Genomic DNA, 20,559 nt, shown 5'->3' with positions numbered 1-20,559 from the left:
GCACTGGTCACGGCGATCTCGTTCCCCGAAAGTTCACCTTCCTATCCAGGCCCGTTCATGCCGGCAAGGCAGGCTGTGGCGTGGGCGAGTCCGTCCGAAGCCCCGGACCGCCCCCGGAGACACCCCCGAACCTCGCCCGTTTCGCCCCATTCCTACGAAGGATTCTGAATTGCGCGACGCCTATCACGAGGAGCTCGACTCCCTCGCCGACCGGCTGGTGGAGATGACCCGCCTCGTCCGCTCCGCGATGGCCCGCGCGGTGACCGCGCTCCTGGACGCCGACCTGCGCCTGTCCGAGGAGGTCATCAGCGGGGACGAGCACGTCAACAAGATCGACGCGCAGATCGAGGAGGTCGTCTTCGACCTCATGGCCCGGCAGCAGCCCGTGGCCGGCGACCTGCGCACCCTCATCACCACGCTGCGGATGAGCGGCGACCTCGAACGCATGGGCGACCTCGCCGTCCACATCGCCAAGACCGCCCGGCGGCGGCACCCCGAGTCCGCCGTCCCGCCCGAGCTGCAGGCCACCGTCCTCGAGATGGGGCAGATCGCCGAGCGCATGATCGCCAAGGCGGGCAGCGTCATCGCGTCGCAGGACGTCGAGATGGGCCTGGAACTGGACGCCGACGACGACCAGATGGACCGCCTCCACCGCCGGCTCTTCGACATCCTCCTGTCACCCAAGTGGAAGCACGGCGTCGAACCCGCGGTCGACATCACCCTCGCCGGCCGCTATTTCGAACGCTTCGCCGACCACGCCGTCCACGTGGCGGAGAACGTCGTCTACCTGGTCACGGGCCAGCGCCCCGAAGAGATCACCGACCTCTGACGCGCCGCCCGCGTGAGGAGGGGCCACCCGCTCCGGGCGGCCCCTCACCCGGCTACTTCCTCCTGCCGCGCCTCGGCTTGGCCTTGGACTTGGCGTCCTTCGGGGCCGGGGCGGGGGCGGCCTTGGAGCCGTCCTTCTTCGCGGAGCCCTGGTTCTTGACGGCCTCGATGGCGGCCTTGGCGGCGGCCGGGTCGAGGTACTCGCCGCCGCGCTTGAGCGGGGAGAAGTCGTCGTCGAGCTCGTAGACGAGCGGGATGCCGGTGGGGATGTTGAGGCCGACGACCTGCTCGTCGGTGAGGCCGTCCAGGTGCTTGACCATGCCGCGGAGGGAGTTGCCGTGGGCGGCGACCAGGACGGTCTTGCCGGCGGCCAGGTCGGGGACGATCGCGTCGTACCAGTACGGCAGGAAGCGGTCGACGACGTCGGCGAGGCACTCCGAGCGCGGGATCAGTTCGGAGGGGAGCTCGGCGTAGCGGAGGTCGTTCACCTGGGAGAGCGGGTCGTCGTCCTTGATGGGGGGCGGCGGGGTGTCATAGGAGCGCCGCCAGGTCATGAACTGCTCTTCGCCGAATTCCTCGCGCGTCTGCGCCTTGTTCTTGCCCTGGAGGGCGCCGTAGTGGCGCTCGTTGAGACGCCAGGAGCGCTTGACGGGGATCCAGAGGAGGTCGGCCACGTCCAAGGCGATGTTGGCGGTGCGGATGGCCCGCTTCAGCAGGGAGGTGTGCACCACGTCGGGGGTGATGTCGGCGTCGAGCAGCAGGTCGCCGCCCTTGGTCGCCTCACCCTCGCCCTTCGCGGACAGGTCGACGTCCACCCAGCCGGTGAACAGCCCTTCCGCGTTCCAGACGCTTTCGCCATGCCGGAGCAATACCAGGGTCGCCATGACATCAGAGCCTATCGGCCCTGTCAGGGTCGCCGGCCGTCGGCGGGGTCACGGTTGGCGGGGTCGGCGAAGGAGGCGAACGCCTGGAGGTTGGCGAGGCTTTCGCCGCGTTTGACGCGCCAGTCCCATTCGCGCTGGATGGACGTCTTGAACCCGCGTTCGAGGGCCTTGTCGAAGTTCTCGTCGGAGTAGGTGAGGACGCAGCCGAGAAGACGGTCGATCTCGTCCGGGGACACCGACTCCAGGGGAACCCTCCCGACGAGGTGGACGTCGCCGACGTCGTCCAAGGCGAAGGCGACCCCGTACATGCGGCCGTTCTTCTCCAGGAGGAAGCGGTAGAACTCGGCGTGGTTCTCGTCGGGGCGGCGGCAGAAGAACGCCTCGACGTGCAGGCTGTGCTCGCCGACGATCAGCCAGGTCATGGTGGCGAGCTTGTGCTGCCCGGGGAGTTTGACGAAGAACGCGTTCTCGCGGGGTTCGTCGAACTCCAGCTCGGCGGCCTTGAGGGTCTCCCTGATGGTCTCGACGTGGCTCACGACCGCCTCCCGTTCACGCCCGCCCGCCCTCGCGCACCTCGGTTCGCTCCGCTCATGCTGTGACCTCCGCGGTGATGGATGCGGCCCGGACGGCCGGTATCGACATGGCACCGGTATACACGGCGCCGCTGTACACATCGAGGAGGTTGTCGACCGTGGCGTCCCATCCGAAGCCGTGCGCGTGCCGGACGGCGCCGCGGGAGAACCGGGCGTGCAGGCCGGGCCGGGCGTGCAGGCGGCGCAGGACGGCGGCGTAGTCGGCGGGATCGTGGCCGGAGATCAGGATGCCGGAGTCGCCGTCGGCGACGGCCGTGCAGAGGCCGCCGACGCGGGACGCGACGACGGGTGTCCCGCAGGCCTGGGACTCGACGGCGACGAGGCCGAACGACTCGCTGTGGGACGGTACGACGGTGACGTCCGCGGCCCGGTACCAGTCGGCCAGCTCCTGCTGCGGGCTCGGCGGTTCGAAGCGCATGACGTCGCTGATGCCGAGTTCGGCCGCGAGGTTCTGCAGGCCCTCGGGGCGGCATCGTCCGGAGCCGCTCGGGCCCCCGACGACGGCGACGACGAGCCGGGTGCGCAGGGACGGGTCGTCGGCGAGCATGCGGGCGACGGCGCGGAGCAGGACGTCGGGCGCCTTGAGCGGCTGGATGCGGCCGACGAACAGCAGCACGTACGCGTCGCGGGGCAGGCCGAGGCGGCGGCGGGCGGGGCCGGTCCGGTGCGGGAGCAGCCCGGCACCGCGGGCGAGGAGGGGCGATTCGGGGCGGAAAAGGGAGAGGTCGACGCCGGGGCTGACGGTCGCGACACGGGAGGCGTCGGCGCCGTACAGGTCGACGAGTTCGCGGGCTTCCTTGGCGGTGTTGGCGACGAGCTGGTCGGACGACGCGACGACCTGTTCCTCGCCCAGGACGCGCTCTGCCGGTTCGGCCTTGTCGCCGTCCGCGAGGGCCGCGTTCTTCACTTTGGCCATGGTGTGCATGGAGTGGACGAGCGGAACGCCCCAGCGCTCCTTCGCCGCCCAGCCCGCCTGGCCGGACAGCCAGTAGTGGGTGTGGAGGAGGTCGTAGTGGCCGGGGTCGTGGGCCGCCTCGGCTCGCAGGACACCGGAGGTGAAGCCGCATAGATGTCGGGGAAGTTCGGTCTTGTCCAGTTCCTCGAACGGCCCGGCGATGACGTTGCGGACCAGGACGCCCGGCGCCAGTTCGACGACGGGGGGCATGGCGCGGCAGGTCGCGCGGGTGAAGATGTCGACCTCGACGCCTCGGGCGGCGAGGCGCTTGGCCACCTCGACGATGTAGACGTTCATGCCGCCGGCGTCACCGGTACCCGGTTGATCAAGAGGGGAAGTATGAACACTGACCGTCGCAACCCGGTTGATACGACGCGACACCGGACACCACCTCCGGTAGTGCAACCTACCGACCGCGTTGGGTGTTCCCTCAGTTAGGGGCACAACCGTCACTTCCCGACACAGTGACCGACCTCACCGGCAACCCGCCCCTCCGGGCCTGGAAAGCTAGGGCTCATGCGTAAGACCGCGGTAGTGACCGGAGCAAGCAGCGGGATCGGGGCCGCCACGGCCAGGCGCCTGGCGGCGGAGGGATTCAACGTCGTGCTCGCCGCGCGGCGCCGGGACCGGCTGGACGCCCTCGCCAAGGAGATCACCGAGAGCGTGCCGGGCGCCGGCAAGGTCGTCCCGATCAAGCTGGACGTCACCTCGCAGGAGTCGGTGGACGCCCTCGCGGCCGCGATCGACGGCTGCCACGTGCTGGTCAACAACGCCGGCGGCGCCATCGGCCTCGACCCCGTCGCCGCCGCGGACCTGGGCGAGTGGCAGGCGATGTACGACACCAACGTCCTCGGGCTCGTGCGCGTCACCAAGGCGCTGCTGCCCAAGCTGATCGAGAGCGGCGCCGGGCACGTCGTCAACATCACCTCGCTCGCCGCGCACGTCCCGTACGAGGGCGGCGGCGGCTACAACGCGGCCAAGTACGCCGCCTACGCGGTGAACGACGTGATGCGGCTGGAACTGGTCGCCGAACCCGTCCGCATCACCGAGGTCGCCCCCGGGCTGGTGAAGACGGAGGAGTTCTCGCTGGTCCGGTTCCACGGGGACGAGGAGAAGGCCGCCAAGCCGTACGAGGGCGTCCCGGAACCGCTGGTCGCCGAGGACGTCGCCGACTGCGTGGCCTGGGCCGTCACCCGCCCCCCGCACGTCAACATCGACCGCATCGACGTCCAGCCGCGCGTCCAGGCCGCCCCCCACAAGCTGCACCGCGAGTAGCCGCTCAGCCGGCGCGGGGCGCGACGGCCGTCCAGGGGAGGGTCAGTTCGCCGAAGCGCCAGCGGCGCCTGCCGCCGTAGGGCGGACGGGCGAGGACGGGATGGGTCCGGGCGAGCAGCGTCACCGCCTCGATCCAGCGGGCGCGCGGCCCGAACGCCGAGTGCGGGGCGGCGGCCGCCCAGCAGCGGTCGAACGCCGCGAGGACGTCGTGCACGGGCTCGCCGGGGACATTGCGGTGGATCAGCGTCTTCGGGAGCCGCTCCGCCAGGGCGGACGGGCGGTCGAGCGTCGGCAGGTGGGCCGCGAACGTGATCGTCCTCGGGCCGTCCGGGGTGAGCGTCACCCAGACCGCGCGGCGTCCGATCTCGTCGCACGTTCCCTCGACGAGGACGCCGGACGGGTCGAGGCGGGCGCACAGCTCGTCCCAGGCGCGCCAGGCCGCGGGCTCGTCGTACTGCCGCAGGACGTTGAACGCCCTGATCAGGACGGGCGGGCGCTCGACCGGCAGTTCGAAGCCGCCGCGCAGGAACGTCAGGCCGTCGTAGGGGCCGCTGTCGCGGGACTCCGCGTCCCGTCCGCCGTCGGACGCCTTGAGGGCGGCGAGGAAGGCGAGCCCGGCGGCGACCCGGCCGGGGTCTATCTCGATGCCGGCGACCTCCAGGCGCGGCGAGACGGCGCGGAGCCGGGTGTAGAGCTCGAGCGTCGTTATCGGGGAGGCGCCGTAGCCGAGGTCGACGGCCAGCGGTGCGGCGTCCGGGCCCGGCGGGGCCCCGCGCGCCGGGGCCGAGCGCAGCGATCCGGTCTGGGTGGCGGTCGTCCAGCGATCCACGCGGCGCAGGCGGTTGGGGGCGGTCGTGCCGCGGGTCACCTCCCCCCGCGGCTTCCTGACTGGGGGCACTGGGTAATTCTTCCGTCTCGTCGCCGATGCCTCGTACGTTCACCACCACCCGACCCCGCCGAATGAGATTCGGTAAGTATAGGGTTACGGTGCTGTCGACACCGTCCCCCGAGGAGTGCCGATGCTCGACCTGGCGACCCTGCACGAGGCCATCGCCGCCGCCGTCCCCGACCGTGAATGCCTGGTCTGGCGCGACCGCCGGATGACCTGGCGCGAGGTGTCAGAGCGGACACGGCGGCTGGCGAACGTCCTGCACGGGAACGGGCTCGGCCTGCACGGGAACGGCACGCACGGGAACGGCACGCACGGGAACGGCACGCACGGCGGGCGGACGGCCGACCCGTGGGAGTCGCCCCACGATCACCTCGCCCTCTACCTGCACAACGGGCCGGAGTACCTGGAGGGCCTGGTCGGCGCGCACAAGGCCCGGCTCGCGCCGTTCAACGTCAACTACCGGTACGTGGACGACGAGCTGGCCCACCTCTTCGGGGACGCCCGCCCGGCGGGCGTGATCTACCACGCCCGGTTCGCGCCGGTGATCGGACGGGTGGTCAAGCGGCTCGACCGGCCCCCGCTGCTGCTCCAGGTGGCGGACGAGTCCGGCGAGGAACTCCTGCCCGGCGCGCTCGACTACGAGGAGGCGCTCGCGCAGGCGTCCGCCGAGCGCCTCGGCGACGTGCGTCCCGAGGCCGGTGACCTGCACATCCTCTACACCGGCGGGACGACCGGGATGCCGAAGGGCGTGCTGTGGCGGATCGGCGACCTGATGCTCGGCCCGCTGGGGATGCGGCACCGCGACGGCACCCCGGTCACCGACCTCGGCGAGGCCGTCGGGAAGGCCGTCCGCAGCGATCACCGCGTGCTCGTCGGCCCGCCGCTCATGCACGGCGCGGGGACGTGGTCGTCGCTGGGCGGCTGGTGCGGCGGCGCGTGCGTGATCTTCCCCGACCGGGTGGACGGGCTGGACGCCGCCGACCTGATGGCCACGGCGGAGCGGGAACGCGTCACCCGGATGCCGCTGGTGGGGGACGCGTTCGCCCGCCCGATCGTCGAGGCGCTGGAGGCGCGCGACCACGACCTCGGCTCGCTGCGGACGTTCGTCAACTCGGCGGCGGCCATCAGCCCGGCCGTCAAGCGGCGGCTCCTCGACCTCCTCCCGCACTCCCGGCTCGTGGACATCCTCGGATCGTCGGAGTCGGGTTTCCAGGTCGCCCGCAACGGCTCGTCCGCGCGGACGTTCATGCCGGCCCAGGGGACGGCCGTGCTCAGCGCCGACCGGTCGCGCCGCCTCGCGCCGGGCGAGGACGAGATGGGCTGGCTGGCCAAGGGCGGCGGCTCGATCCCCCTCGGTTACCTCGGCGACCCGGTGAAGACCGCGTCCACGTTCCTCACGGTGGACGGCGAGCGGCTGGCCGTGCCGGGCGACCGGGCGCGGTTCCTCGCGGACGGGTCCGTCGAGGTCCACGGGCGGGAGGCGACGACGATCAACACGGGCGGGGAGAAGGTGTTCGCGGAGGAGGTCGAGAACGTCCTGCGGGGGCTGCCCGGCGTCGAGGACGCGCTGGTGGTCGGCCGTCCGAGCGAACGCTGGGGGACGGAGATCGTCGCGGTGGTCCGTCCCGCCGGGGCACCCGGCGACGAGGAGCTGCGCGGGGGCTGTGCCGGGCTCCTGGCCCGCTACAAGATCCCCAAGGCGTTCGTCCGGACCGGCCGCGACCTGCGCCTGCCCAACGGCAAGGCCGACTACGCCGCCGCCCGCGCCCTCCTCGACTGAACGAAATTCCGTTCTGGACGGACGCCACCGTCCCGCGAGATCCTGACGGCATGCCGGACCTGCACAGCCTCCTCGCCGACCTGGCCGCCGAGGGCGACTCCGCCGACGCCCTCGTCGCACCGCTGCCCGCCGCCCGCTGGGCCGACCCGACCCCGGCCGAGGGCTGGACGATCGCGCACCAGATCGCCCACCTCGCCTGGACGGACGGCCAGGCCGTCATCGCGGCCACCGACGCGGACGCGTTCACGAAGCTCGTCGAGCGCGCCATGTCCGATCCCGGCGGCTACGTCGAGGCCGGAGCCGAGGAGGGCGCCGCCGAAGACCCCGCCCGCCTCCTCGCCCGCTGGCGGGACGGGCGCCGCCGCATGGTCGGCGCCCTGGCCGCCGTCCCGGCGGGGACGCGCCTCCCCTGGTTCGGGCCGCCGATGAGCCCGGCGTCCATGGCGACGGCGCGGCTCATGGAGACATGGGCGCACGGCGAGGACGTGGCCGACGCGCTCGGCGAACGGCGCGAACCCACGCACCGGCTCCGGCACGTCGCCCACATCGGCGTCCGGACCCGCGACTTCGCGTTCCGCAACCGCGGCCTGGAGCCGCCCGCCGGGGAGTTCCGCGTCGTCCTGAAGGGCCCGGCCGGGGAGGAGTGGACGTGGGGTCCGCCGGACGCGGCGCAGTCGGTCACCGGTCCGGCGCTCGACTTCTGCCACCTGGCCACCCAGCGCCGCCACCGCGACGACCTCGCCCTCACCGCCGCCGGCGCGGACGCCGACCGCTGGCTGGACATCGCCCAGGCGTTCGCCGGCCCGCCGGGCCCCGGCCGCTCCCCCGCGGCGGCGTGACCCCGAACGCCCATGGAGACGGGCGCGCCGCTCGGGTGAGTTCGCGCACTTCACAGGGCGTTCGCGTTCAGCGGGGGCGGTCCAGGAGATGTCTCCCGGTATGACGATTCTCATTGCCTATGACGGATCCGATGACGCGCAGGCCGCGGTCGAGTACGCGGCGCGCCATGTCAGGCCGGAGCCGGCCGTGGTCATGACCGTGTGGGAGCCGCTGCTGGCGCAGATCAGCTGGGCGCCGCTCGCGGCGACGCCGGTGGCCGCCTGGCGGGAGAGTGACGAGTACGAGGAGGAGAAGCAGGCCGAGCGGCTCGCGCGGCACGGGGCCGACCTCGCGCTCGCCGCCGGGCTGACCGAGGTGACGACGCGGGCCGAACGCGGGGCCGGGCCGGTCTGGGCCGCCATCGTGGACGTCGCGGACGAGTTGAACGCGTCACTGATCGTCACCGGGTCGCGTGGCCTGGCGGGCGCCCGGTCGGTGATCCTGGGCAGCGTCTCGACGCGTGTTCTTCATCACGTCCGGCGTCCGACGCTCGTCGTGCCGTCCCCGAAGGAGGACTGACCGCCTACGGCATGCCGATGACGCGTTCGAAGGCGTCGTAGGCATCGGAGGTGAACAGGACGAAGCGGGCGTCGGTGACCTTCGTCGGTGTGGAGCGGACGGTGCCGATCGCGATGCGGGCGGCGTCGTCCATGGGCCAGCCGTAGATGCCCGCGGACACGGCCGGGAAGGCGATGGAGTCGACGCCGAGTTCGTCGGCGACCCGCAGGGATTCGCGGTAGCAGGAGGCGAGTTGGGCGGTGCGGTCCTCGGACGCGGAGTAGACCGGGCCGACGGTGTGGATGACCCATTCGGCGGGCAGCCGGCCGGCGGTGGTCGCGACCGCCTGGCCGGTCGGGAGGCCGCCGCCGTAGTGGGACGCGCGTAGTTTGCGGCATTCGTCCAGAATTTCCGGGCCACCTTTGCGGTGGATCGCGCCGTCCACCCCGCCGCCGCCCAGGAGGGAGGAGTTGGCCGCGTTCACGACCGCGCCGACCTCCTGCTCGGTGATGTCGCCCCGCACGAGTGTGATCTTCATGTCCGCCGTTCCTTCGCTGTGACCGAACCCCATCAGAGGAGAAGAATTCTCTCCCGGGCCGGTCGCGAAACGCGTGCGGGCGGTTCCCGGCGGTACGCTCATGGCGGACGGGGCTCCGGGGGCGGTGCGACTCGTCCGAAGTCGTCCGGCCGGGATGCGGGGGTTCGATGCGGAAGGCCGGACGTGACCACTGAAAGAGTGACTGCCTATCCTGCCGTCGAGACGACCACAAAGGCGTGAAAGTCGTGGAGGTACCCCCTTGAAGATTCTCCTCGCCGGAGCGACCGGAGTCGTCGGTCGCCGGCTGATCCCGCTGCTCGTCCAGGCGGGCCATGAGGTCGCAGGGACGACACGCCGCCCCGGCCGCGCCGGGATGCTGCGCGACCTCGGCGCCACGCCGGTCGTTGTGGACGCCCTCGACGCCGCCGCCCTGCGCAAGGCCGTCACGGCCGAGCGGCCGGACGCGGTGATCCACCAGCTCACCGATCTCAGCGACGAGGACTTCGCGGCCAACTCGCATCTGCGGATCGAGGGCACCCGCAACCTGGTCGAGGCCGCCCTGACCGCGGACGTCGAGATCATGATCGCGCAGAGCATCGCGTGGCTGTACCTGCCCGGGGACACGCCCGCCGTGGAGACCGACCCGCTCGACACGTCGCTGCCGCCGTACGAGGGCGTCGCGGCGCTCGAGAACGCGGTCGCGGAGATGCCGCGCGGTGTCGTGCTGCGGTACGGGGCGCTCTACGGGCCCGGGACGTGGTACGCGCCGGACGGTGCGATCGCCGAGCGGGTGCGGGCGGGCAGCCTGCGCCTGGCGCCCGCGTGGACGTCGTTCGTGCACGCCGACGACGCCGCGTCCGCGGCGCTGGCGGCGCTCGACTGGCCGGCCGGCGCGGTCAACGTCGTCGACGACGAGCCGGCGACGACGGCCGACTGGCTGCCGGTCTACAGCGCGGCGCTCGGTGCGCCGACGCCGGGCAGCGCCGGGAAGCACGCCGCGACGACGGGCCGTCCGGTGTCGAACGCCAGGGCGCTGAGCCTCGGCTGGAAGCCGCAGGTCGCGTCCTGGCGCACGGGCTTCTCCCAGATGGACGGCTCCGCGGCGATGAACGGCGCCGCCCGGGTCGACTGACACCCCGACAGAGGACGTTTCCGGCGGAACGTGACAATCGACCTCTGAACAGGTCAGCCGAACTGGAACGAGCGCTTCGCCAGCCCGAACCAGTAGCCGTCGATGACGGACCGGCGTCCCGACGGCGCATCCGCGTCGGCGCCGAGCGCCATGAACAGGGGCGCGAAGTGCTCCGTCCTCGGGTGGGCGATGCGGGCCGCCGGGGCCTTGGCACGGAAGTCGAGCAGGGTGTCGATGTCGCCGCCCGCCACGGCCTTCTCCGTCCACTCGTCGAACTCCACCGACCACGCGGGCGGCACGGCGCCGGGTCCGGGCCGCAGCTTACGCAGGTTGTGCGTCGTGAAACCGCTCCCCACGATGAGGACGCCTTGGTCGCGCAGGGGCGCAAGCTCCCGTCCGACCTCGAAGAGCCGCGATGGCTCCAGGGTGGGCATGGACATCTGCAACACGGGGACGTCGGCGCCGGGATACATCTCCACCAGCGGCACATAGGCACCGTGGTCCAGCCCCCGCGTCTCGTCCTGGTGGACGTCGGGAATGAGTTTGCGCACCTCGTCGGCGAGTTCGGGGGCACCGGGCGCGTCATAGCGGACCTTGTAGTAGCGCTCGGGAAAGCCCCGGAAGTCGTACACGAGCGGCACCCGGCGGGTCGCGCCGATGCTCAGCGGCGCTTTCTCCCAGTGCGCGGACACCATCAGGATCGCCTCCGGCTTCGGCAGGCCGGCGGACCAGCGGGCCAGTTCCTCGGTCCAGACGGGGTCGTCGGCCAGCGGCGGCGCTCCGTGGCTGAGGTAGAGAACGGGCATCCGGGTCATGTCATCCCCCTTTACTTGATGATTCAACCTACTCCCAATTAGTTGAACATTCAAGTCTTGAGTGCTCAACTGTTTGGGTAGGCTGGAGCCATGACGGACACACGATGGCTCAACGCCGACGAGCAGGAGACCTGGCGCGCCTTCCTGTGGACGTCGCGCCTGCTCAACGAGGCCCTCGACCGCCAGCTGCAGCGCGACTCGGGGATGCCGCACACCTACTACATGATCCTGGCGATGCTGTCGGAGTCCCCGGGACGCGCCCTGACCATGACCGAACTGGCCGAGATCGTCCACTCGTCCCCGAGCCGCCTCTCCCACGCCGTCAACCGGCTGGAGGAGGCGGGCTGGGTACGCCGGGCCAAGCACGCCACCGACCGCCGCACCACGATCGCCGAACTGACCGACGAGGGCTACGCCGTCCTCGCCGAGGCCGCCCCCGGCCATGTCGCCGAGGTCAGGCGCCGCCTGTTCGACCCCCTGAGCCGCGAGCAGACGCTGGAGTTCCGCGCCGCCCTCCGCGCCCTCCTCGACGCCCTGGACCCCGACCACGAGGCCCCCTGCGCCCGCGACCTCGGCTGACGCGCCGGAGCCACCGGCCCTGATGGCGAAGGAATGGACGAACGCCGCGATCGCCGTGTTCTGGCCGTTCTGCGCTACCCGGAGTCCTTCTGGGGGGCGCCGAACTCGATCCTGTGCGATTTCGCGTCGGGGTGGGCGGCGGCGAGCAGGCGCATGCCCTCGTCCTCCAGCGCGGCGCGCTCCGGCGCCGGGACCGGGGCGAACGGATCGATCCGCAGCGTCGCCTCACCGCGCTTCTTCTCGATCTTCCACATGCCGTGGACGAAGCCGTCCACGAGGAACGTCGCCCGGATGATCCCGTTGACGGTGAAGATCCGCTTGCGGTGCTCCTCGGTGATGATGCGGGCCCGGTCCGCGTGGGACAGCAGCAGGTTATCGAAATCTGGGACGAACCGGACAGGCGCCGGGGTGTCGGGACCGGGACGCGGCGCCTCGGGCACGTCGTACAGCTTGCGGCCCTTCTCGTCCTGGAACACGAGGAGTTTGGGCAGGAGCCGCTCGACGACCTCACCGAGCCGCGTCAGGCCCGACCAGTGCTGGACGTCCTGGACGCTCGACGGGCCGAACGCGGCCAGGTAGCGCAGCACCATCTCGTCCACGGACGGGTCGGGCACCGCCGGCCCATCGAGCCACGCGTCGAGGGTCGTGTGCCGGGCCATCCCCGACGCGCCCCAGATGCCGCGCGGCGGGACCTGGACGAGCGGCAGGCGGCAGCGAACCGCCCAGCCGAGAAGCGCGGTGTCCGCGTCCGGCCACCGTTCGGCCAGCAGCGCCCGCAGCTCCTTGTCGGTGCGCGGCTCGTCCTCCAGCAGCGCCCGTGCCGAGGCGGCGACGGCCTCAAGGTCGATGCCGTCGAGTTCGCTGACCCTGGTCTTCAGATGGTTGTCCAGGATCATCTGGGTCAGCGGACGCAACCCGCGGGCGTCACGGGCGCTGACCAGGTGGAGCGTCCCGCGCATGAGGACGATCCGGAGCGCCCGGCGGTCGGTCATCAACCCGCCGACCTCGTCGAACTCGAAGCCCGCGAGGCGGCTCCACAGCCCGATGTACGGCGGGTTCGGCGCCTGCGACTGCATGCCGACCAGATGCTCGATCGCGTCCAGCGCGGGCATCGCATGCCGCTCCAGGAGCATCTGGCGCGCCAGCAGCGCCCGGTTCAGCTCCCGCCGCCCCAGCACCGGCACGTCAGTCGTCATAGCGTCCCCGCAGTTCCTGCCAGGTGGGAGGAGGGCCCGGGAGCTCCTGCCTGTCCGTCAGGTGCAGCGCGTCCAGCATCAGGGCCAGATAGCGGTGCTGCAGCTGGTTCATGCGCTCATCGTCGCCGATGCGGATGCCGTGCAGGTACTCCAGCATCACCGAGATGTCGCCGACCTCGATCTCGGGACGCAGCGCGCCGGCCTCCTGGGTGCGTTCCAGCAGCCTCTTCGTCGCGAGGTGGATCTCCTGTCCCTTGCGGCTCATCTCCTCGGTGACGTCGAAGGTCCCGGCGAGCCGCATCGTCAGGGAGCCGGCGCCGATGTCCAGGCAGCGGCGCATGAACCCGGCGAAAGCGTCCCAGGGGTCGGCGTCGTCGTCGAGCGCCGCCTCCACCTGGGCGAGGTAGCGGTCCATGCCGTCGTCGGCGAGCTTCTGGAGCAGGTCCTCCTTGCTCTTGTAGCGCCGGTACAGCGCGCTGATCCCCACCCCGGCGTGCTCGGCGACCGCCGAGATCGGTGCCCCCGGGTCGGCGGTGAACACCGCCCGCGCCGCCTCCCGGATGAGTTCGTCGTTGCGCGCCGCCTGCGCCTTGCGCCCGCTCATGGGCGCCCGTGCCGTGGTCTCCATGAACCCCATACTAAGGGAACGAAGAATTCCGTTCTATAGCGACCCGCGCCTCGACTTGACTTCGCCCCTCCGCCGGCACATTATGAACGTGTGTTCATGAACATGCGTTCATGCGGAGGGAGAATCATGGGAGACGTCGGGACCGGCATCGTCAACGTCGCGCAGTACGAGGCATGGAACGGATACGAGGGCCAGCACTGGGCCGGTCATTTCGACCGGTACGACGCCGTCAACGGCGGCTTCAACGAGTTTCTGCTGGACGGCGCCGCGATCGGGCCGCGCGACCGCGTCCTCGACATCGGCTGCGGGAACGGGCAGATCACCCGGCTCGCGGCGGGACGGGCACGGCTCGGCGGCGCGACCGGCGTGGACCTGTCCGGGCCGATGCTCGCCCGCGCCCGCTCCCTCGCCGAGGAGGAGGGCGTCCGGAATGTGACGTTCGAACAGGGCGACGCGCAGGTGCACCCCTTCGCCGAGGGCGGCTTCGACGTGGCGGTGAGCCGGGTCGGGATCATGTTCTTCGCCGACCCGGTGGCCGCGTTCGCCAACGTACGGCGGGCCCTGCGCGCGGGCGGGAGGCTCGCGTTCCTGTCCATGACGCCGCTCGGCGAGACCGACCTCGGGACGGTGTTCGCCGCGCTCCCGCCGCGGGAGGAGCCCGCGATCGGGCATCACGGGCCGCTGTCGCTGTCGGATCCCGAGCGCGTCCGCGAGGTGCTCGGGGACGGGGGGGCCGGATTCCACGACGTGACCTGCCGTCGCGTGGAGGCCCACCAGGTCTGGGGACGTGACGCCGAGGACGCCGGCCGGTTCCTCGCCGCGTGGGGGCCGATCCGCTACAACTTCGGCGAGAGCGACGAACTGGTCGGGACGCTGGTGGAGGCGCTGCGCCCCTTCGAGCGGGACGGTGCCGTCCGGCTGCGCAGCACCGCCTGGCTGGTGACGGCGCGGGCATGAGGCGGGTCGTGGTGCTCGGCGGCTACGGAGTACACCCTTCCGGGACACGTCCGGACGGGCATGTGCCTGGACTCGCGCGTCCTCACGGCGCTGCTGCCGCGCCTCGCGCCGTTCCGCGACCTGGCCGCGCTACGGACCGTGTTCCGCGGGTGCACGTCGGCGGTGACGGGTTCGCGGTGGCGGTCGCGTCCGGCGGGTCGGTGAGGTCGTTCGCGGGGCGGCGGCAGAGCCGGGCGACGGGCCTGGCCGCCGCGATGGTCGTCCGGCGGCTGGACGCGGCCTCACCCGGCGTCCGGCACATCGAGGACGCCGTCGACGGGGACTTCCTTCCCGAACTCGCCGCGCACGGGTTCGAGCTGTCTCAATACGATGCGGGGTGATGTCACCTCGAAAAGCGGCCGCGCTGCGCGCCGGCGACCGGACGCTGCGCGAGCATCTGATCGCCACGGCCGAGCAGATGATCTCCGAGCGCGGGACGGCGGGCCTGACCGTCCGGGCGATCGCGCGTGCGGCCGGTGTCGCCGACGGCGTGCTCTACAACCATTTCGCGGACAAGGAGGAACTGCTCGCCCACGCGATGCGGGCGCGGGTGGCAACCGTGGAGCGCGCGCTGCCGCCGCTCCCGGCGCCCGGCGAGGCGACGGTCGAGGCCAACCTGCGCGTCTACGTCGAGCACGGGCTGATCCTGCACAACGGGATGCTGCCGGCGCTGACGGGCCTGCTCGCGCACCCCGAGGTCCTCGCCCGGTTCGCGGCGCTGAGCGGCGGGGGCGAGAACTGGCGCGAGCGGCTCGCCGGCTACCTGCGGGCCGAGCGCGACCTCGGCCGCCTCGCCCCCGACGCCCGGGTCGACGCGGCCACGTCCATGATCGTCGGCGCGTGCCACGAGCCGGTCCTGTCGGTGCTGTTCCAGGGCGAGGACCTCGCCCACCGGGTCTCCGTGGACGCCGTGGACGACCTGGTGACCGCCGTCCTCACCGGAATCGCGCCGCGCTAGCAGCCCATCGCGGTCCTGACCTCGTCCAGCGTGCGGTCCGCCACGGCGTTGGCGCGTTCGTTCCCTTCGGCGAGGACGCGGCGCAGGTACGTCCGGTCGGCGGCGAGTTCGGCGCGGCGGGCGCGGATCGGGCGCAGGAACTCGTTGACGGAGTCGGTCACGACCTTCTTGAGCGCGGTGGCGCCGCCGTCGCCGATCCCGGCGGCGACGTCGTGCGGGTCGCGGTCCTGGCAGAGCGCGGCGAGCAGCACCAGATTGGACACCTGGGGGCGGGTTTCGGGCGCGTAGGCGATGTACCGGTCGCCGTCCGTCACCGCGCGCCTGATCAGCCGGGCGGTCTCGTCGGGCCCGGCGGACAGCGCGATGGCGTTGCCGCGGCTCTTGCTCATCTTCCGGCCGTCGGTGCCGAGGAGGTTCGGCGCGGCCGACAGCAGCGCGTCCGGCACGGGGAAGACGGGCCCGTAGCGTTCGTTGAAACGGCGCGCGATCGTCCGGGTGATCTCCTGGTGGGGGAGCTGGTCCTTGCCGACCGGGACGAGGTTCGCCTTGCAGAACAGGATGTCGGCGGCCTGGTGGACGGGGTAGGTGAACATCAGCCCGCTGACCGACGTCTGCCGCGACGCCGCGATCTCGTCCTTCACGGTGGGGTTGCGCTGCAGTTCGGCGACCGACACCAGCGACAGGAACGGCAGCATGAGCTGGTTGAGGGCGGGGACGGCGCTGTGCCGGAAGATCGTCGCGCTGGACGGGTCGACACCGGCGGCGAGGTGGTCGGCGATCAGCCCTTCGACGTGCTCGGGCAGGCGGTCGGCGACGTCCCGGTCGGTGAGGACCTGGTAGTCGGCGACCAGCACGAACAGGTCGACGCCGGCGCGCTGGAGCCGGACCCGGTTGGCGAGGGTGCCGAAGTAGTGGCCGAGGTGGAGCGGGCCGGTGGGGCGGTCGCCGGTCAGGACGCGGAACGCGCCGGGTTCGGCGGCGATGCGTTCTTCCAACTCGCGGCTTCGGTGCTCGGCGCCGGCGGCGTGCGGGGCTTCGGGGATGGTCTCCACGGTTCTCTCCTCGGATCGGGATCGGTGCGGCCGTCCCGCCGAACGGGCCGCGTCACCGGGGAAAGAGAGAAGGGCCGTCCAGCGGACGGCCCGATTGGCGTGCGTGGCTGCGGCCGTCCTAGGACGGCCACCAGCCCAGGCACACGGTGCGGTTCATGGCTTCAGGATAGACGACGAGATGGCGCCGATCCTAGATAATCTAGAACGGAACCAAATTGGGTAGCCTGGAACGCATGACCTCCATGACTCCGCGCACGTCCCCGACACGCACGAGCCCGGACCTGTCGTTCTTCCTCGACCACACCAGCCACGTGCTGAGGAGCCGCATGACGGCCGCGCTCGCCGAGATCGGGCTGACGCCGCGCATGCACTGCGTCCTGGTGCACGCCCTGGAGGAGGAGCGCACCCAGATCCAGCTCGCGGAGATCGGCGACATGGACAAGACGACCATGGTCGTGACGGTGGACGCCCTGGAGAAGGCCGGTCTCGCGGAGCGCCGCCCGTCGGCCAGGGACCGGCGGGCCAGGATCATCGCGGTCACCGAGGAGGGCGCCCGGGTCGCCGCGCGCAGCCAGGAGATCGCGGACGGCGTCCACGAGGCGGCCCTCGGCTCCCTTCCGGCCGACGAGCGCGAGGTGTTCCTGCGCGCCTTGAACACCCTGGTCACCGGGCATCTGGCGACCCCGGCCGAGAGCCCGCAGCCGGTGCGGCGGGCGCGCGAGCGGACGAAATAGGCCCGACGCCGAGACAAAATAGGTCCGACAAGGATCGTCTCTAACAAAACAATCTGCTACGGTCCCTCCTGTGTCCTCGAACCAGGAGATGACCATGCCCTCCCTGCTCCGATCCCGCTGGGCGGCGCTCAGCGTGCTGTCCACCACGATGCTGATGGCCATCCTGGACGGCAGCATCGTGACCGTCGCGACCCCCGCCATCCAGGACGACCTCGGCTTCTCCCCCGCCGGGCTCAGCTGGATCATGAACGCCTACCTGATCCCCCTCGGCGGCCTGCTGCTCCTCGCCGGACGGCTCGGCGACCTCGTCGGCCGCAAGACGCTGTTCCTGACGGGGAACGCCGTGTTCACCGCCGCGTCCCTGCTCGCGGGCGCCGCCACCTCGTCCGGACTGCTGATCGCCGCCCGGTTCCTGCAGGGCGTCGGAGGCGCCCTCGCCTCCGCTGTGGTCCTCGGCATCCTCGTGACGCTGTTCACCGACACCCGCGAACGCGCCAAGGCCATCGGGATCTTCAGCTTCACCGGTGCCGCCGGCGCGTCCATCGGCCAGGTCCTCGGCGGAGTCCTCACCGACGCGCTGAGCTGGCACTGGATCTTCTTCATCAACCTGCCGATCGGGCTCGCCACGATCGCGCTGGCCCTCCCGGCGCTGCCGCGCGACCGCGGGCTCGGCCTGTCCGCCGGCGCCGACCTCGCCGGGGCGTTCCTCGTCACGTCCGGGCTGACGCTCGGCATCTACACCGTCGTCAAGGTCGAGCGGTACGGCTGGCTGTCCGCGCACACCCTCGGGCTCGGCGCGGTGGCGCTCGCCCTGCTCGCCGGGTTCGCCGCCCGCCAGGCCACCGCCGCGACCCCGCTGATGCCGCTGCGGATCCTGCGCTCCCGCAACGTGTCCGGCGCCTACGCCGTCCAGCTGCTCACCCTGTCGGCGATGTTCTCGTTCCAGGTCATCGTCGCCCTCTACATGCAGAAGGTCCTCGGATACGGCGCGCTCGACACCGGCCTGGCGATGCTCCCGGCGGCCGTGGCGATCGGCGCGGTGTCGCTGTTCGTGTCGGCGCGGCTGGCGAACCGGCTCGGTGAACGCTTCGTGCTGATGGCCGGGCTCGCGCTCCTGACCGGCGCGATGGTCCTGCTCACGACCGTGCCGGTGGACGCGGACTACGTCACCGACCTGCTCCCGGTGTTCGTCCTGGTCGCGGGCGCGGGTCTCGTCCTGCCGTCGCTCACCGCGCTCGGCATGTCCAGCGCCCGCCCCGAGGACGCGGGCCTCGCGTCCGGGCTGTTCAACACCGTCCAGCAGGTCGGAATGGCGCTCGGCGTCGCGGTCATGACCACCTTGGCGGCCGCCCGGATCGAGAACCTGCGGGCGGACGGACACGGCGACGCCGCCGCCCTCACCGGCGGCTACCACCTGGCGTTCGGCGTCTCCGCCGGCCTGCTCGCCACCGCGTTCGGCGTCTCGCTCCTCGTCCTGCGCCGCCCGAGACCCCCGGTGGACGCCACGGCGCCCGCCGAAACCGTCACGACGAAAGCCTGAAGGAGATCACGATGACCGAGTACGGCCCCGGACAGGGACCCGGCCCCGAACCCATCACCGAGGACGGCCTGGCGCGACTGCTCGGCGAGCAGCGGTTCGCCGTCCTGGCCACGAACAAGAGGAACGGCCACCCGCACGTCTCGACCGTCGCCTACACCTGGGATCCCGGCGAACGCACCGTCCGGATCTCCACGACGGCCGATCGCGCGAAGGTGAGGCAGCTCCGCAACGACCCGCGCGCCGCGCTCCACGCGTCCGGCGACGACCACATGTCGTTCGCCGTGGCCGAAGGCACCGCCGAACTGTCCGGGGTGACCGAAGCGCCCGGCGACGCGACCGGGCGGGAACTGCTCGCCATGACCCCGGGCTTCGACGACCCGGCGGACGAGCGGGCGTTCTTCGAGCAGATGGTGAAGGACCGGCGGCTCGTGATCCGCCTGCACGTCACCCGCCTCTACGGAACCGTCCTGTCCGGCTGATCGCTAGTGCGGCAGGACGAGGAGCAGCAGCGGGAGGCCGGCGATGATCGGGACGGCGACGATGGCGGCGGCACGGGCCTTGCGGGGCAGCGGCTCCGGCTCCAGCAGCCGGTTCACCCGCGCCATCACCGGGATCTTGCCGTGCGTCGCGACACCGAGCGTGCCGGACGGCGCGGCGGCCGGGCGGGCGGCGGCGAACCGCAGCAGCGCGGTCGCCAGGTCGCGCGGCGGCCGTCCCGAGCGGGCCCGGTCGTCGGCGGCCATCTCGATCAGCAGCTCCACCGCGTCCAGGCACCGCGTGACCAGCCCGAACTGCGGGAACACCTGGCGCAGCGACGCGAACGGCAGCAGCACCAGGTCGTGGCGCTCGCGGGCGTGGGCGCGCTCGTGCGCGAGCACCGCGGCCAGCTCACCGCGGTCGAGGAGCTCCAGTGTCCCGGCGCTGACGACGACCTTGGACGAGCGGACGCCCGGCACGCAGTACGCCGCGGCGCCCGGATGGTCCAGGACGAGGGTTCCGGGCACGGACGAGTCCCTGCGCGACACCAGCGCGAGCAGCGCCCGATGCCGCCGCCGGGCCCGCACGACCCGGACCACCGCGTACATGAGCATGACCAGCAGCACGCCGGTGAGGCTGATCGCGGCGAGCAGCGCCGCCACCTGCACGGGGTTGAGGCTGGCGGCCTGGTCGTCGTACAGGCCGGGCAGGCCGCCGAGAACGCCCTTGCCGTACGGCAGCAGCGCGAGGCCGAGCAGCGCCCCGATCGTGGCGACGCCCCAGCACAGCCCGAGGGCCTGCCAGAGGGCGATGCCGGTGCGCGGCGTCCGCCACGTCCACCGGGCCCGGGACAGCAGGTGCGCCCCGCCGACGGTCCCCAGGGAGATCAATGCGAGCAGGGCGGTGCCGGTCATGCCGGTGGTTCCTTGCTCGTGAGACCCGCGAGGGTCTCCCGGATCACGTCGATCTCGTCCCGCGACACGGACCGGACGAACTGAGCGAGCGCCGCGTCACGGTCGCCCGTCTCGTTCAGCGCGCCCAGCATCAGCTCGGTCACGTACACCTCGCGGCTCGCCACCGGGTGGTACCGCCATGCGCGGCCGTCTCGTTCGCGTTCCAGGAAGCCCTTCTTGGCGAGCCTGTCCAGCACCGTCATGACGGTGGTGTGCGCAAGGTCGCGGTCACCGGCGAGCGCGCGGCTCACGTCGCGGGCCGTCGCCGCCTGATGACCGGCGTCCTCCCGCGCCCACAGGACCTCCATGACCGTGCGTTCAAGCTCTCCCAGACCCTTCACACCAGCCAGATTATCCGAACCCGGCAAAGGTCACCA

24 protein-coding genes are annotated in these 20,559 nt (G+C 71.9%); 13 read left to right on the top strand and 11 right to left on the bottom strand.

Annotation, left to right across the window (positions count from 1 at the left end; genetic code table 11):
* Positions 1 to 169 precede the first annotated feature (169 nt).
* Complete coding sequence (gene phoU / locus ACTWPP_RS40540) at positions 170 to 829, top strand: phosphate signaling complex protein PhoU (protein ID WP_443109788.1); 660 nt, start codon at positions 170 to 172, stop codon at positions 827 to 829.
* 52 nt (positions 830 to 881) lie between these two features.
* Here the strand turns inward: phoU and ACTWPP_RS40535 are convergent, their stop codons facing one another.
* The 3 genes from ACTWPP_RS40535 to mshA are packed head-to-tail and all read right to left on the bottom strand — an operon-like array spanning position 882 to position 3,641.
* On the bottom strand, positions 882 to 1,712 hold the full coding sequence (locus tag ACTWPP_RS40535) for a phosphoglyceromutase (protein ID WP_443109787.1): 831 nt from the start codon (positions 1,710 to 1,712) through the stop codon (positions 882 to 884).
* Positions 1,713 to 1,735: 23 nt separating this feature from the next.
* A complete protein-coding gene (locus tag ACTWPP_RS40530; protein ID WP_443109786.1) occupies positions 1,736 to 2,248 on the bottom strand; it encodes a YbjN domain-containing protein in 513 nt (170 codons plus the stop codon).
* Between the two features lie 52 nt (positions 2,249 to 2,300).
* Positions 2,301 to 3,641 carry a D-inositol-3-phosphate glycosyltransferase gene (gene mshA, locus ACTWPP_RS40525; protein WP_443109785.1) on the bottom strand — a complete coding sequence of 447 codons (1,341 nt, stop codon included), beginning with the start codon at positions 3,639 to 3,641 and terminating at the stop codon, positions 2,301 to 2,303.
* A gap of 135 nt (positions 3,642 to 3,776) precedes the next feature.
* Here mshA and ACTWPP_RS40520 point away from each other — a divergent pair, with 135 nt between their 5' ends.
* On the top strand, positions 3,777 to 4,535 hold the full coding sequence (locus ACTWPP_RS40520) for an SDR family NAD(P)-dependent oxidoreductase (RefSeq protein ID WP_443109784.1): 759 nt from the start codon (positions 3,777 to 3,779) through the stop codon (positions 4,533 to 4,535).
* Positions 4,536 to 4,539: 4 nt separating this feature from the next.
* Here ACTWPP_RS40520 and ACTWPP_RS40515 read toward each other — a convergent pair whose 3' ends face one another.
* On the bottom strand, positions 4,540 to 5,403 hold the full coding sequence (locus ACTWPP_RS40515) for a class I SAM-dependent methyltransferase (protein WP_443109783.1): 864 nt from the start codon (positions 5,401 to 5,403) through the stop codon (positions 4,540 to 4,542).
* 151 nt (positions 5,404 to 5,554) lie between these two features.
* Here ACTWPP_RS40515 and ACTWPP_RS40510 point away from each other — a divergent pair, with 151 nt between their 5' ends.
* The 3 genes from ACTWPP_RS40510 to ACTWPP_RS40500 all read left to right on the top strand — a co-directional run bounded on the left by ACTWPP_RS40510 (position 5,555) and on the right by ACTWPP_RS40500 (position 8,605).
* The gene (locus ACTWPP_RS40510; protein WP_443109782.1) at positions 5,555 to 7,207 is read left to right on the top strand and encodes an AMP-binding protein; all 1,653 of its coding nucleotides are present in this window, start codon (positions 5,555 to 5,557) and stop codon (positions 7,205 to 7,207) included.
* Positions 7,208 to 7,257: 50 nt separating this feature from the next.
* Positions 7,258 to 8,046, top strand: coding sequence for a TIGR03084 family metal-binding protein (locus tag ACTWPP_RS40505; protein WP_443109781.1), 789 nt, complete (start codon positions 7,258 to 7,260; stop codon positions 8,044 to 8,046).
* A gap of 100 nt (positions 8,047 to 8,146) precedes the next feature.
* Positions 8,147 to 8,605 (top strand): universal stress protein, encoded by a 459-nt coding sequence (locus ACTWPP_RS40500; protein WP_443109780.1) that lies wholly within the window; start codon positions 8,147 to 8,149, stop codon positions 8,603 to 8,605.
* Between the two features lie 4 nt (positions 8,606 to 8,609).
* Here the strand turns inward: ACTWPP_RS40500 and ACTWPP_RS40495 are convergent, their stop codons facing one another.
* A complete protein-coding gene (locus tag ACTWPP_RS40495; protein ID WP_443109779.1) occupies positions 8,610 to 9,122 on the bottom strand; it encodes an O-acetyl-ADP-ribose deacetylase in 513 nt (170 codons plus the stop codon).
* 259 nt (positions 9,123 to 9,381) lie between these two features.
* On the opposite strand from ACTWPP_RS40495, the gene ACTWPP_RS40490 reads away from it, so the two are divergent.
* Positions 9,382 to 10,254: an NAD-dependent epimerase/dehydratase family protein gene (locus tag ACTWPP_RS40490; RefSeq protein ID WP_443109778.1), complete on the top strand. Its 873-nt coding sequence runs from the start codon at positions 9,382 to 9,384 to the stop codon at positions 10,252 to 10,254.
* Between the two features lie 53 nt (positions 10,255 to 10,307).
* Here ACTWPP_RS40490 and ACTWPP_RS40485 read toward each other — a convergent pair whose 3' ends face one another.
* Positions 10,308 to 11,069: a dioxygenase family protein gene (locus ACTWPP_RS40485; RefSeq protein ID WP_443109777.1), complete on the bottom strand. Its 762-nt coding sequence runs from the start codon at positions 11,067 to 11,069 to the stop codon at positions 10,308 to 10,310.
* Positions 11,070 to 11,159: 90 nt separating this feature from the next.
* Between ACTWPP_RS40485 and ACTWPP_RS40480 the strand changes: the two genes are divergently transcribed.
* Positions 11,160 to 11,648 (top strand): MarR family winged helix-turn-helix transcriptional regulator, encoded by a 489-nt coding sequence (locus tag ACTWPP_RS40480; protein ID WP_443109776.1) that lies wholly within the window; start codon positions 11,160 to 11,162, stop codon positions 11,646 to 11,648.
* A 74-nt stretch (positions 11,649 to 11,722) separates the two neighbouring features.
* Here the strand turns inward: ACTWPP_RS40480 and ACTWPP_RS40475 are convergent, their stop codons facing one another.
* Together ACTWPP_RS40475 and ACTWPP_RS40470 are read right to left on the bottom strand one after the other, a co-directional pair.
* Positions 11,723 to 12,844, bottom strand: coding sequence for a winged helix DNA-binding domain-containing protein (locus ACTWPP_RS40475; protein ID WP_443109775.1), 1,122 nt, complete (start codon positions 12,842 to 12,844; stop codon positions 11,723 to 11,725).
* On the bottom strand, positions 12,834 to 13,472 hold the full coding sequence (locus ACTWPP_RS40470) for a TetR/AcrR family transcriptional regulator (protein WP_443109774.1): 639 nt from the start codon (positions 13,470 to 13,472) through the stop codon (positions 12,834 to 12,836). Before ACTWPP_RS40470 ends, ACTWPP_RS40475 begins: the two co-directional genes overlap by 11 nt.
* A gap of 126 nt (positions 13,473 to 13,598) precedes the next feature.
* Here ACTWPP_RS40470 and ACTWPP_RS40465 point away from each other — a divergent pair, with 126 nt between their 5' ends.
* The 3 genes from ACTWPP_RS40465 (at position 13,599) to ACTWPP_RS40455 (ending at position 15,426) form a co-directional block, all read left to right on the top strand.
* Complete coding sequence (locus ACTWPP_RS40465) at positions 13,599 to 14,429, top strand: class I SAM-dependent methyltransferase (RefSeq protein WP_443109773.1); 831 nt, start codon at positions 13,599 to 13,601, stop codon at positions 14,427 to 14,429.
* Between the two features lie 149 nt (positions 14,430 to 14,578).
* Complete coding sequence (locus ACTWPP_RS40460) at positions 14,579 to 14,809, top strand: hypothetical protein (protein WP_443109772.1); 231 nt, start codon at positions 14,579 to 14,581, stop codon at positions 14,807 to 14,809.
* On the top strand, positions 14,809 to 15,426 hold the full coding sequence (locus ACTWPP_RS40455) for a TetR/AcrR family transcriptional regulator (RefSeq protein WP_443109771.1): 618 nt from the start codon (positions 14,809 to 14,811) through the stop codon (positions 15,424 to 15,426). The genes ACTWPP_RS40460 and ACTWPP_RS40455 overlap by 1 nt, the downstream gene beginning before the upstream one ends.
* Here the strand turns inward: ACTWPP_RS40455 and trpS are convergent.
* Positions 15,423 to 16,478: a tryptophan--tRNA ligase gene (gene trpS / locus ACTWPP_RS40450; RefSeq protein ID WP_443109770.1), complete on the bottom strand. Its 1,056-nt coding sequence runs from the start codon at positions 16,476 to 16,478 to the stop codon at positions 15,423 to 15,425. The two genes, ACTWPP_RS40455 and trpS, sit on opposite strands and share 4 nt — an antisense overlap.
* Before the next feature lie 233 nt (positions 16,479 to 16,711).
* On the opposite strand from trpS, the gene ACTWPP_RS40445 reads away from it, so the two are divergent.
* The 3 genes from ACTWPP_RS40445 (at position 16,712) to ACTWPP_RS40435 (ending at position 19,231) form a co-directional block, all read left to right on the top strand.
* Positions 16,712 to 17,212, top strand: coding sequence for a MarR family winged helix-turn-helix transcriptional regulator (locus ACTWPP_RS40445; protein ID WP_443109769.1), 501 nt, complete (start codon positions 16,712 to 16,714; stop codon positions 17,210 to 17,212).
* Positions 17,213 to 17,306: 94 nt separating this feature from the next.
* Positions 17,307 to 18,752, top strand: coding sequence for an MFS transporter (locus tag ACTWPP_RS40440; RefSeq protein WP_443109768.1), 1,446 nt, complete (start codon positions 17,307 to 17,309; stop codon positions 18,750 to 18,752).
* A gap of 11 nt (positions 18,753 to 18,763) precedes the next feature.
* Positions 18,764 to 19,231 (top strand): pyridoxamine 5'-phosphate oxidase family protein, encoded by a 468-nt coding sequence (locus ACTWPP_RS40435; RefSeq protein WP_443109767.1) that lies wholly within the window; start codon positions 18,764 to 18,766, stop codon positions 19,229 to 19,231.
* Between the two features lie 3 nt (positions 19,232 to 19,234).
* Here ACTWPP_RS40435 and ACTWPP_RS40430 read toward each other — a convergent pair whose 3' ends face one another.
* Entirely contained in the window at positions 19,235 to 20,143 is a 909-nt protein-coding gene (locus ACTWPP_RS40430; RefSeq protein ID WP_443109766.1) for a M56 family metallopeptidase, read from the bottom strand.
* Positions 20,140 to 20,523, bottom strand: a complete 384-nt coding sequence (locus ACTWPP_RS40425; RefSeq protein ID WP_443109765.1) for a BlaI/MecI/CopY family transcriptional regulator — start codon at positions 20,521 to 20,523, stop codon at positions 20,140 to 20,142. Before ACTWPP_RS40425 ends, ACTWPP_RS40430 begins: the two co-directional genes overlap by 4 nt.
* Between the last annotated feature and the right edge of the window lie 36 nt (positions 20,524 to 20,559).

The organism is Actinomadura sp. 3N407, assembly GCF_052245875.1.
GTDB lineage: Bacteria > Actinomycetota > Actinomycetes > Streptosporangiales > Streptosporangiaceae > Spirillospora.
The sequence above is the reverse complement of the archived record's forward strand: the minus strand, read 5'-3'. Positions and strand labels throughout refer to the sequence as shown.